This is a genomic window from Caballeronia cordobensis (genome assembly GCF_001544575.2).
In the GTDB taxonomy this organism is placed as follows: domain Bacteria; phylum Pseudomonadota; class Gammaproteobacteria; order Burkholderiales; family Burkholderiaceae; genus Caballeronia; species Caballeronia cordobensis.
The window spans coordinates 32,120-43,966 of sequence record NZ_FCNY02000010.1; the positions used below are offsets into that span (position 1 = coordinate 32,120).

Below are 11,847 nucleotides of genomic sequence, written 5' to 3' on the forward strand. Positions count from 1 at the left end.
CCCGGGATTTTAGAAAGGTGTCGTGCGGCTAGGCCGCCTCAGCAAAGAGACTCAATTGTATGCGGTCATGGCCTAACAGCCTGTCATGTGCCACGTCACTTATGGCGTTGGAGACAAGGTGAGAGTCCAACTCAGAAGGGGTGAGATTCAAGCGCTGCGCGAGCCGCGTGAAGTACTGCCCGCGTTTCGCCATCTCCTGATATCGCTGGGCCATGCCGGTCGGCAGCTTCACGATGCCCTCGTTCAGCCAAAAATGCGCTGAGTCGATCGCGTCGCGATGCTGAGTGTCCAGCATGAAGACGGTGTCGTACGTGCAGGTGACGAACAAGCACGCCGCTTCCGCGTCCACCTCGAACTGCGAGGCTTCCTCGAAATAGACCGTCTGCTCACCGCCTGTGGTCCTCGCGTATCGGCCGGGCCGACCGGGATGCCGGTATGGATTCCACTGCTCGGCATCGAACGAACGCAACCCGACTGACGGCGCGTCTCGGTCGTACTGCCCAACTGGATACCAGCCGTGCAGCACGATGTCGGTCTTCGGCAAGCCGTCGAGCTTCGGAACCGGATACCGACGCCCAAGCACATTCACGTCGTGCCAAACCGCCAGTGCAGGAAACGCATGCGGCGCGTAATGATGCATCGAGAGAAAGAAGTCGATCGCCACCAACTGCTGTGGCGTGACGAATTCAAACTGCGGCTCACACAGCAGCCGGTTTTCTTCCGTATCGGGAATTAAGCCAATCGCCTGTGCCCCAGAGTGCGCTTCTGCGCGGTCGCGCTCAGCCGCGTCGATACTGCAGAGCATTTTCAGTAGGCCAACACGCGTTAGATAACTGTACGTGTCCGCCTGGATACGCGTGTAGCCCGCATCGCTCAGCGAACGCCCGACCAACTCGCGCCGCGCCATGTCCCACTGGATCGCGAGCAGATAGTTGCGGAAGTCGTTCAGCGGCCGAAGATGACCGTATTGCTCATCCTCGATCATAGCCTCGAGCGACTTGTCACGTTCACCAGCGACGAGACAGAAACTGCACCCAAAACGCGAACCGCACGCGGCCCGAGCACCCGAGTCGCCCACCACGACACCACACGTTCCACCGTTCCCTGCGCGATAAATCTCGGACAGGCGGTGTATCGTGCGTGGCATCAACGGCGATGGAAAGCGCAAACTTTCAGCATCCGCCAGCAGCGCGAGCATCGTCCACACATCATCGGACGTCCATTCGCTCAACGGGCTGAGGGTCAGCGCCCCGGTTCTGCTTCGGACCGCAACTTCGGCGCTGTCGCGTCGCTCGGTCATTGCTACCGCCCGCGAGGTGCTTTCGTCCCTGCGCAGCCCCAACACCGTTATAACTTCGCGTGCACCGTCACCTGTCGCCCGGCGTTCAAGCAGTGTTCGAAGCCTACCTCCCGGCCGTACCTTCCACTCGTCCGCGCACGCCCTTGTCCGTCTACCGTCACGCACGCCATTCTCAGGTGTGCGTACCAAAGTGCCACGCCCTATCGTCGAGACCACGAACTGGCTTGCCAACGAAGGCGTCGTCACGTGGACTTGCACCGGCAACGCCGACGCTTCGATATACAACTGCAGTTCGTCCAACACCGAGTGCAGGAAGTTTGCGATTGTGGGGTTCTCGATCGTGGTGTCGGCCGACTGAACGTGGTGCGTGATCGTCGTGCAGCCCACACGGCGAATCGCCTCCACCATCAACACCAAAGCGCACGTGCTGTCCTTGCCGCCCGAGTAGGCGCAGCGCTATGCCCAAGTTCAACGTAGCGCTGCATGACGCCGATCGCAGCTTCCATCTTCGAGAGAATTTCCTGTTCCATTGTTTTCGCTCCAAAGATAGGAGCGACCCTTTCGGGATGCGCTCCCGAAAGGGTTTATGGTCTAAATCAAAAGGTCAGCCGTCGCTCTTTGCGCCTCTTCGAGGCCATCGTGCGCAGCCGCAAACATGTCGCCCTGCCGCGTCGCGCGGTCCAGGCCCGGCAGCGTCTTCGCATACCGGCTCACACTGGTACCGTCGAAACTGTCCGCACCGGCGGCCGCGCAGATGCGAATGCGCCGCGCCGAGTTCACGCGACCGACGTGCAAGTAGCAGTGACGCCGTCGCGCGAGGAACCCCCACACGTGCGCAGTCTGCTCTTTCCACTCCGTTGAACCGCCGATGAAGATGCCGACAGCAGGCGACAGAAGCGAGGCGAGGTCTTCGACCTGCATACCGTTCTGAACGGCGATCAGCATCCGGCACGGCATACCGCGAAGTCGTTCCAGCCACTTCAGCGAGTAGTCGAGCGAGGCCATCCCGCCCATGACAATGTCCGGAAGGACAAGCCAGTCGGCCCGCTCGCCAAGCCGTTCGACAGCAACAGAAAACGCGTGCTCATCGAAGGGCAGGCCCTGCTGATACGCGGTCCAAGCGCCGTTATCCAACGCGTAGCGATCGAAGCCCTCGGTACGCAACTCGCCCTTGGCCGAGACCAACAAGCGCCAGTCGGCGCCCTTGAGCGCGGCCAGGTTGCGGCGGGTGCCCGTGCGACTGGCGTAACCCACGAGCGGCTGCCGATGCATGACGATCCGCTCTTCGATTTCGGGGTCATCGTCAGCAGATCCGTCGACTCCGTAGTACTCGGCATACGACATGAACGCTTGCGCATAGCCGGTCTTCTTGCCACTGGCGTATTGCTCCAGCCACGGCGGCGTCATTGGCGCACCCCGTTTTGGGGTTGCACTCTGCCGCCGATGATCAGGAAGACTTTCGTATCGACGTTCCGAACCCACGGGCGAACTTCACCCGCGTGCGTCGCGGTGCCGGCGATGTAGCCAATCGCCGCTTCGAGGTTGGGAAACTGCTGAGGGTATGCCCCCAGCTTGGCCGCTTCAAACATAGAACACTCCACACAAAGAATGCGGAGCGACCCCAGCGGGTCGCTTGCCCGCAAGGGTTGAGAAAAGAAATTGAACGGCTTTATTTGCCGCTTACTCGATCAAATTGACGCGTCGCCACCAGCGACCGCCCGAAGGCAGGTCTCTGACGAAAGCGAAGTTCTCCGCTTCATCGCGCGTGAGCTCGATCACCCCGCCCTTCAATATCGCCGTCTGGAGACAGACGACATTCGCGAGGGCGAGCGCGCCGTACTGTTCGGCGATGGCGGACAGTGTTTCGACGGCATCCAGCAGTTCCGCGTGGAACTGCTTCGCGGCAGCGGCGAGGCGCAGCGAGACGTCCGCGTCGCTGATCGCGCCCAACACCGCATCGCACTGAGCTTGCGGGTCATCGGGCCCGTACTGCTCGGGCTTGATCCAGCTTCGAATCACCATGTCATTGAGTACATCGTCGACGAAGTCGGTGCAGGAATAGGCCATGAAAGGCTCCAGTCAAAAGTGAAAGAGAATGAGCCGGTGTCAGATGCGACGCCGACGGCCGTTATCGAACGCGGACGCGCGACGCAGGTCCGGTGGCCGCGGCGGTTGAGATTGCGCGGTGGCCGGTGCGGCGTGCTGCGTTGGCGGCTGGTGACGCACCGCGTTCGAATGAGACGGACTGCCGGCTGCCGCGAGCAGCAGCATCAAAAGGTTTGCCATAGTGGAAGCGCCGAAGGGGCGCAAGAAAATGAAAGAGGAACGAGAAGCGCCCCTTGTGGGGGCGACTCCCCACAAGGGTTAATAGAAGATCAGGCGGCAAGCGCCTGTACGTCGATGACTGCGTCGGCCTCTGCCACAAGGTCGGGCGTCTGCGAGATGAAGAACTCGCGTTGATATCCGCCTTGGCGCAGCACTTCGCGCTTCATGCGCATGAACTGCACTTTGCGCTCGGGATCGAGCGGGCCGTCTGACTCGTCGCTGAACAAAGTCTGATACGGCTGACCGGTGTTCTGCGCGAGATAGAGCGCGATGCCCCGCGTGAGGCACTCGTTGATCCAGACCTTCTGACCGCCGGACATGACGGAGACCGACTTGCTGCTGTTGGACTCGGCGTCGTGAACGAGGATCTCGAAGCCCTCGCGCAGTTCGCCGCTTGCGAGCGTACGCTGCGTGCGGATCTCCACCGTGAAGCGCATGCCGTAGCACGCGAGCAATAGCTCGTTGACAGTGTGCGTCAGCGCTGGACCCGCGTCATCGATGGTCAACGCGATCACGCCGTCGTTGCCCAAGCCCTTAGCCAACAGCTTCCAATGAGCAATTTCGTCGGAGAGGCGGTCGGCACGAGACTGCGTGGCCGAGAACTTCTCCAACTCCAGCGCCAGGGCTTCCGCTTCGGCCTGCAACACACTCTGCGCGCGGATCGATTGCTCGATTCGTCCATCCAGTGCCGCGACGGTCTCCCGGTTCGCTGCGATGTCGCGGTCAAGCTTCGCAATCGCTGCCGTAGCGTCGACCGAAGCAAGTCGCCCCACCTCCTCGGTAATGCGCGCAAGCTCCGCTTCCATACGCGTCTTCTCAGACTGGTACTTGGCGGTACGTGCGGCACTTTCCTCGGCGATCGAACGCAACTCAGCCTGCGCCGCTTCAAGTCCCGACACGGCTGCATCGAGCAATGGCTTAGTGGCGGCAAGCTCTGCCGCCGCCTGCAAGGCGCGGCGCAACTGCGCGGTCGCATCGGTGATGGCGAGCATCTCAACACGCTTCGCCGCCAATTCAGCCGGCACCAGTGCCAAGCGTTCGGCCTGCGCTTTCTTCTCGCGATACTCCGCGCGAAGATTCGCCACCGAAACACGCTGCACCTCCGCTTGTTCTTTCGCTTGAAAGGCTTGCGCGAGCAGCGGACATTGGGCATGCATCGAATGACCGACGCACGGCACCTGCTCCGCCACCGCTGCCTGCTTGCTCAACGTGTCGAAGTGCGCGGCTTTCGTCGTGCCCTGGTTCATCAAGCTGGTAAGCGTTGCATCAAGCGTCGTCAACGTCGCGCGTTTGACCTCCAAATCGGCAATGTCGCGCTGCAGGGGAGCGAACCTCGCTTCCTCGCGCGCAATCGCCAACTCGGCCTCCTCGCGCTTCGCCGCCGCACCGAGGATCGCCTCGCGGCGAGCCAGCGTTGCTTGGTGCGTGGCCACGGTTCGACTCAGCACGGAAACGCGCTGCTGACACCGAACCGCCGCTGCCTGCTCGTCGTCGGCCGCGCTTTTCAGGGCACGCCCCAACTCGTCGCGGCGCACGCCCAGCTCTCGCAGGCGCGCCTCGGTCGTTGCCGATTCGCTCTGCTTGGCCGCAAGCGTCGCCCGCTCTTGAGTCAACTTGCTCGCGTGCTCAAGCGCGGCATCGCGTTGCTCGCGAGCGGCACGCAGGGTGTTGCCCTGCGCGACGATCGACTGCTCAGCGTCGGCTTTACGTTGCCGCTTTCCGGCTAGCGCGCCAAGCTCAGACTGGATGCCTTCGAGCGACTTGCCGAGCACCTTCGCGACATCAGCGGCTTTCGCCGACAAGGCTTTCAGGTGATCGATGCCAAGGAGTTCGGCCAACAGCGTCTTGATCTCGCCCGCACCATAGGACGCGAGCGGCCGCCGGTTCTGAGCCGAGAACACGCTCGTGAAGAACGTTTCCAACGAACCGTTGATCGCCTCGACGCAGCGGTTATACGACTCCGCCTTGCCGTCCGACACCGTTCCGTCAGGCAGCGACACCGGACGCCACGTACCGTCGACGCCACGATAGGCAAGGTAGTACTCCGCCTTGCCTGTCTTGCCGGGCTTGCGGAACGTGAAGGACGAGCGATAGCGGATGCCGTCGTGCTCCCATTCGAGTTCCTTCAATGCACTGGTGCCACAGATGTGATCCCAGTACGAGAAGGCGTCGACCGACAGCTTCGACGCACGCGACGGCATGATCGGATACGGGTGCAGGTTGTCCATAAGCGTGGTCTTGCCCGCCCCGTTATGGCCGGTCAAGGCGATCAGGCCATCCGGCAACGCCTCCAGATCGAGCGTCACGTTGTCGCGTTTCATGCCATCGCGCACGCCAACGAAGCCTTCCAGTGTCAGTTTCAGAGGCCGCATGACAGATCCTCCGGCGCGCTCATCGACGCCGACATAGCAGCCATCTGCGCATAGAAAGCGTCGTCGTCCTCGTTGGGAAACGGCTCGTTCATCACGACCGACTGCACGGACTGCACCGCTGCTTTGGGCGCTACAAGCGTTCCGTCTAGTGCGGCCGCCACGTTGTCGCAGACTCTGCCGAACTCGCGACGCGCGTTTGTCAGAAGCTCGGACCAACCGCTATGCCCGGTGAGGCTACGGATCTCAGCAGCAGACCACTGGCTTGCATACCCTTCCTGATACGACCACAGAAGGTGCTGCATTTCAACGGTCGGCGTAACGGCGATCTCGCAAGCGCCGGGGGTCGTAGCGACCAGCAACAGCGTATGACCGAACTGCGCCAGCACTGCGCCGCGGTACTGGCCGAACGGCTGATGCTGGATCGCAGCGGTAAAGCCGGCCAGATCGACCAACGACTTTTGAAGATCACGCGATGAGCAGTCGCCCAAAGCAAAGGTGCGAACCCAGTTCGGGCCAGCGGGATAAAGACCAAACATGATGCACTCCGTTATGGTGGGCGGAATGCGGCCCCGGAAGGGATCGCTCCCCGCCAGGGTAAGAAAAAAGATGAACTGCTAGAGAAAGGTCCTGCCACTACGAATCGATGCGTCAAAGACGCGGTGAAACCTCTGTTTCGATAGCGACGACCAAAATCGGCTATCGGAACACGGCTCGCGTGTCCAAGCGAAGGAGCCATACTGGCCTCCTCTGCATGAGCGGCTACTTCATTCGCTAATTAAGCCGCAAACAAATCATCGTTGAGCCACGAAAGCTGATCTGCCGAAGCCGACTCGACGATTTCCACCGTCGCGTCTGGCATGGGCAGTGCGTCGTCGCCAACATCGCGATCCGGAGCTACGTGGGCCGTCACCGGCGCAGGCTCGGATATGCTCGACAATGCGTCAGCGTCGCTCAGTCGCGCCAGCACGCCAGCGGCGATTGCCTCCGCATCCCCGGTTTCCAACAACTGCAGCCGGTCAAGCAAGGGCGCCGGATCAACATCAGCGTGCTCGCACCAACGCTCGAGCTTTCGGTCAATCGACGTTTCGAGGCTGATGCCTTGGGCGCGTGACCGGATGACGGGAAGAATGCGAGCTTCGACCTTCAGCTCGGCCGCGTTGCCGAACAGCGCCGCGATCGCGTCTCGGTCCACTGACTGCTTGTGCTCTTCGTCGACCTGCCAACGAATTCGCACGAACTTGTCGGTCGCATTGAGCGCGATTGCCGTGAGGCGTTGCATGTCGGGCGGTCCGTCGAAGTCGATGCAGATCGTCTGCCGAGACGGCGTCACGACAAGATCAGCTTGCGCGCTTCCCGCCTCGACATTCCACATGAGAAAGCCCTTGTCGCCTTCCTCACCGTAGTGGAAACGCCCGATGGAGCCCGGATAGGCCACGACTCGCCCCGCTCGCTCCCATTGCTGCGCTTTATGGATGTGCCCAAGCATGAATGCATCGCATTCGGCCTCGAACAGACTACCAAGCGAAAACTCATGATCGAACCCCGCCATCGTCACGCCGTGCTCAGTCGTACAACCGTTGACCGTGCCGTGTGAAACCCCAACAGTGCGGATGCCTGCGGCACGAAGCTGCTGGTTGACGCGTCCTGCTGCGGCGAGATAGTCGCCCAGCACGTCTTCGAGACCCGTCCCGGCTTCCTTGGCACCAACAGCGACCGCCAGCGCCCCCTTATTGACCGTGGGCAGACACGTGAACACGACATCAGCGCCGATTGCCAGAACCTCGCGCAGCTCCTCGTCCGAGAACACCGGACCGACCGAGGGGTAGAACCGCCCCTCGTGAAGGCTCACCTGCTGCACGCGTTCCGCAACGTAGATCTGATGCGTGGTCGCCATCAGCTCAAAGTTGCGCAGCGTCCCCGGAGGCTCATGTGAGAATGTGCCCTGCAGCATCAGGACCGGCATGCTGCCGCTCAGCCCGTTGATGCGCTTTGCAAGGCGGTTCAGCGACGGCGCGTGTGCGTCGAGACGATGGTCCGTCGCATCACCCGAGATGACTGCGACGTCGGCATGGGCGAGCACCGCATGGTCGATGCCGAAACCGAAGCATCGATCCGACTCCTCGATGTTGCCCGGCGCGTAGTGCAGGTCAGAAAAATGTGCGATCTTCAAATCGCCTCCTATAAATGAAAAAGACCACCCGAAGGCAGCCAGTAATTGCCGATGCGCCGTTCTGGCGCGCTAAGAAAGGGATGACGTTGACAGCGTGTCGCGGACTTTCATCAGTGCCTTGCCCAGGAGGTTCTGGCCACGCCACTTCGATTTGTCCGTGATGTCTGGATGATGCTCACCGAGCCCCACGCCCCATATCGTGTCGTAGGGACTCGCCTCGACAAGCTCGGTCGGCGCCGTCGCGAGCAACAGCGTCCGCAAGCCGGGATGCTGCGCGAACTTCTCGCGGCATCCGACATAGACGATCGACTCGCGTTTCGCCTTCCACATTTCCAGATCAAAGCCTTTGACCTTACGTCCGAGGGCTTTTTGTTCCTTCGGGAGATGTGTGGCGAGCACAGCCTGGGCGATGTCCTCGTCGCCGAACAGCTTGGCTTTCGAAAACATCATGAACTGCTCCACCGACCGGAAATCGACGTCATGGTAGGTAAAGCGGCACGGATGCCAGTTGCTAAAAGCGTCCTCCGCGCCGAAAAACAGCGTGAAGTTACCGACTCTACGCATCGGAGACTCCTTCGCGTGAACAAGTAGATGGGCCGCCGAAGCGGACGAATTCGATGCGCAGGTTTGAGCGCGGTCGAAAACATTTGAGCAAGCGGTTCTTGCTGAAATGCTCTCATGCGCGAGCGAAAAAAAGGCTGTGTGACACGAAGAAAGGATGCCAGCCCCCAAAGGGGGACTGGCCAAGGTTAGACGTAAGCAGCTTGTGCAATCGCGTCCTGAATTTCCACGTCAAGCGAGGCGGGATCATCGAGCGCGTTTTTCAGACGTGCATTCATCGCGTCGACATCAGCGATGCGTTCGATCCAGCCACGACCGTACGTCTGGTGCGCGTATTTGCGAAAGCCGTTCTGTCGCTCCGGCTGACTTAGGCCCAGACGATGCAGCAGGTCGGACATACGGTGACGTTTGTCTTCCAGCGTCTCCTCGGGGTCGGGTGAGTCGTCGTCATGACCAGCTACGCCGTCGATGCCCGATGGCTCTCTATCGTCTGCCCGTTTAGCCCCAGATTGCTCCTGCTCAGCCTGAAGGAACGGATCGCCAGTTGACTGTACCGTCCCGTCTGACTCCAACAGGGCCACCGCACGACTGGCAGCATCGAGCGCCGGTTGAGCCTCGTCCGCGCCGTCCAACAGCGCGCCCAGGTCGATATCGGCATCGAGCACCGTCAGCATCTGCTTCTGACGTACGGCCTGGCCGTTGTCGTCAATCCGCGTGATGTCAAACTCTTTCTTCGAGAGCCAAAAGCGCGTGCCGGTGAGCCTGCCACGCGCCAATGCCACGGTCTGCATCGCCGAATAAGCTTTCTGCAGCACGTAGATGGAGTTGGTCGGCAACTCGATCAGCCCAAGTCCCTTCACGTCCGGAACTGCAAACAAGAAGTTCGCGGTCAAGTTGCACTTGCGGTCCTGATACTGCGGACAGACGTGAGGATCACAGACGCCATCGGGAATGTCGTCGTCTTGCCGGTGAACGACCAGTCGCCCACCGAAGGATCGCCGCGCCCGCTGTGCGCGTGCGTTACGCTCGACCGGCGCGTATGTCTTGCAATAGCGCTTGCCGTCGCGGTCGTACTCCGAGAAGTACTGACGCCCGGTTGTGGTGTACGCGGCCATCTGATTCGGCACATTGCGCAGCCAGTCGTCGAACGCGAACATGATCGGGAAGCGGTATAGCCGCAACCCGTGACCGCGATCTTCGCCATAGAGCCGCAGGATCTCATCGGCCGTGTCCGGATTCGAGAAATCCGAGCGTCTGCAGACGAAGTAGTCGACGTTGCGTGGAATGAGCGCGTTGCGCAGCTTCAGCGACGTTTCGAGCACCTTGCCGATGGCTTCGAACGACTCGCCCGCGGCCACCATGTCGTTATAGAGCTTGACCGCTTTTTCGTTGGCTTGGTGCGCCCGCGTGAGCACTTTGATACCGGGTCGAATCTTGCCGATCGTGGGCGGGCGAATAGCTCGTTCTTCAACGAGGCTGCGCGGCGCGTGATCGAACATCTGAACGACTGCATTCATGACGGTTTCCTTGCGAGAAAGAAGATGGCGTTCGTCCGCAGTGATTCGGCCTGAGATTGCATCTCTCGGGCTGCCGCACTGCCGCGACGTTCGCTGACATGGGAAATGAAGACAGAGCGCTCTGCGTCGCTGAACATCGCGACCCGAGCTACTTCGCACCGCTCACGCCAAACCGGTGACGAGGTGTCCGCCTGCTCGCGCTCGGTATTGATTTGATGCGTGATGGCCTCGGCGATACGCTGATTGAGGCGGTCGGGTAACAGCATGGAACAGCACCTCCGTTGAGAAATGTCCGGCCGCAAGAAGCGACAGACGAAAAAAAAGCCCGCTCCGGTGAGGGAGCGAGCTTCGTGAAATCGATATAGAGACCTACGCGCCACGTCCCTTCCGGGGACGTGGCGTGCAGGGAGCGGCCGGCATACGCCGGTGTCGCTCGGTCAGAGAACGTAAAGTCGTTCTCGCGCAGCATGGTCACGCCGCGCAACAGCCCTTTTCGGAATTACTTCCGCCGCAGGAATCACGGATCAGCCAACTTCGATCGTTCTACCCAGATCAGGCTCTGGAGAGAGAACACCCGAAAAACCGGGTTCGAACGATGTACCGGCGCAAATGAATGCAGCACAAGGTACGAGTATCACGGCTGATATTGGGGAGTGTGTAGCGAACACACTCAGCACAAGGAAGATTTCCACACCGGTAGCTATCCGGTCGGCGCATGCCAACGCACGAGGCGGGCACGACTTGCAGAGAAAAGATGGACTCCGGGTGTGGAGTCGTGGTCGATGCGTCGGTGACGCGGGGAATGGAGTTGAGTATCCGGGTTAATGACGTACGCGTGCGCTCGAAAGCTAACGAAATTCATATAGCTTTCGCCCGTTCGACTCTTGCCTAATCAATGAAAATTATATGTGAGAGAGAACACAGACATCCCGAAAATCCCATGGCCGTTACTGACCTAGAAGCGCCTGACGAAGACCCTAAGCAAACCCCTGCGCTCGGCAACGAGAGCGGTGCGCAGACCGGTCTTCGTCCGCTGAACCGACTGACGAACGACAGTCGTCTCGCTCGCATCAACGGCGACACGCTGGCGAAAACGGAACTGCCGTACTACTCGTTGTTCGCGCGTGAATTCCTGCGCGCCGACTTCAACTTCGCCGCCGCAAAGATGACCGTTGCGCGCGGAGGGAAGCTCATCGCGATCGAGTCGGAGTTTCGAACTGCTGAGGCGTTCATGAAGAAGGCGCTCGCATGGGCAGGTAAGTTTCCAGGTCGACGTGCACCGACTCCGCCCGAGATGGTCACGCTTGAAATTAAGCACGCCATGTCCGGTCGTCTTGTGCGACTCCTCTCGATGTATGACCAGCTTTTCCTCAAGACGATGGAAGCGCTGATGGCGAGAAGCATGACGGCTCAAGTGCGCCAATCCGCACTGGAGGCTGCCGAGGCACGCATCAATCAAATCCCTTTCTTGTGCATGCCCGACAACGACCGCTTTGCGCCAGAAGGGGTGCTGCTTCCGGACTCGGATCGTACTCACTGACATCGTGTATGAACTGCCCTGCGTTTTGCGTTTGCCGCGCCGTGGGGCTGGACATGCTCGAC

At 60.6% G+C, this 11,847-nt stretch carries 11 protein-coding genes; 1 reads left to right on the top strand and 10 read right to left on the bottom strand.

The genetic code is table 11. The features are described from left to right. Positions 1 to 28: 28 nt before the first annotated feature. The 10 genes from AWB70_RS20120 to AWB70_RS20170 all read right to left on the bottom strand — a co-directional run bounded on the left by AWB70_RS20120 (position 29) and on the right by AWB70_RS20170 (position 10,508). On the bottom strand, positions 29 to 1,708 hold the full coding sequence (locus AWB70_RS20120) for a phosphoadenosine phosphosulfate reductase domain-containing protein (RefSeq protein ID WP_327349833.1): 1,680 nt from the start codon (positions 1,706 to 1,708) through the stop codon (positions 29 to 31). A 183-nt stretch (positions 1,709 to 1,891) separates the two neighbouring features. After that, positions 1,892 to 2,707, bottom strand: coding sequence for a hypothetical protein (locus AWB70_RS20125; RefSeq protein ID WP_060854141.1), 816 nt, complete (start codon positions 2,705 to 2,707; stop codon positions 1,892 to 1,894). After that, positions 2,704 to 2,889: a hypothetical protein gene (locus tag AWB70_RS20130; RefSeq protein ID WP_053572926.1), complete on the bottom strand. Its 186-nt coding sequence runs from the start codon at positions 2,887 to 2,889 to the stop codon at positions 2,704 to 2,706. The genes AWB70_RS20125 and AWB70_RS20130 overlap by 4 nt, the downstream gene beginning before the upstream one ends. Positions 2,890 to 2,980: 91 nt before the next feature. Then, complete coding sequence (locus AWB70_RS20135; RefSeq protein ID WP_060854142.1) at positions 2,981 to 3,367, bottom strand: hypothetical protein; 387 nt, start codon at positions 3,365 to 3,367, stop codon at positions 2,981 to 2,983. A gap of 308 nt (positions 3,368 to 3,675) precedes the next feature. Then, the gene (locus AWB70_RS20145) at positions 3,676 to 5,997 is read right to left on the bottom strand and encodes a hypothetical protein (protein ID WP_060854144.1); all 2,322 of its coding nucleotides are present in this window, start codon (positions 5,995 to 5,997) and stop codon (positions 3,676 to 3,678) included. Continuing rightward, positions 5,985 to 6,533, bottom strand: a complete 549-nt coding sequence (locus AWB70_RS20150) for a hypothetical protein (protein ID WP_060854145.1) — start codon at positions 6,531 to 6,533, stop codon at positions 5,985 to 5,987. Before AWB70_RS20150 ends, AWB70_RS20145 begins: the two co-directional genes overlap by 13 nt. A 239-nt stretch (positions 6,534 to 6,772) precedes the next feature. Beyond that, on the bottom strand, positions 6,773 to 8,167 hold the full coding sequence (locus AWB70_RS20155) for a metallophosphoesterase family protein (protein ID WP_060854146.1): 1,395 nt from the start codon (positions 8,165 to 8,167) through the stop codon (positions 6,773 to 6,775). A 69-nt stretch (positions 8,168 to 8,236) separates the two neighbouring features. After that, a complete protein-coding gene (ybiA, locus tag AWB70_RS20160; protein WP_053572924.1) occupies positions 8,237 to 8,731 on the bottom strand; it encodes a riboflavin biosynthesis intermediates N-glycosidase in 495 nt (164 codons plus the stop codon). A gap of 185 nt (positions 8,732 to 8,916) precedes the next feature. After that, positions 8,917 to 10,245: a recombination directionality factor gene (locus tag AWB70_RS20165; protein ID WP_053572923.1), complete on the bottom strand. Its 1,329-nt coding sequence runs from the start codon at positions 10,243 to 10,245 to the stop codon at positions 8,917 to 8,919. Beyond that, complete coding sequence (locus AWB70_RS20170) at positions 10,242 to 10,508, bottom strand: DUF7696 family protein (protein ID WP_053572946.1); 267 nt, start codon at positions 10,506 to 10,508, stop codon at positions 10,242 to 10,244. Before AWB70_RS20170 ends, AWB70_RS20165 begins: the two co-directional genes overlap by 4 nt. 677 nt (positions 10,509 to 11,185) lie before the next feature. Here AWB70_RS20170 and AWB70_RS20175 point away from each other — a divergent pair. Continuing rightward, positions 11,186 to 11,785, top strand: coding sequence for a hypothetical protein (locus AWB70_RS20175; protein WP_053572922.1), 600 nt, complete (start codon positions 11,186 to 11,188; stop codon positions 11,783 to 11,785). Positions 11,786 to 11,847 lie beyond the last annotated feature (62 nt).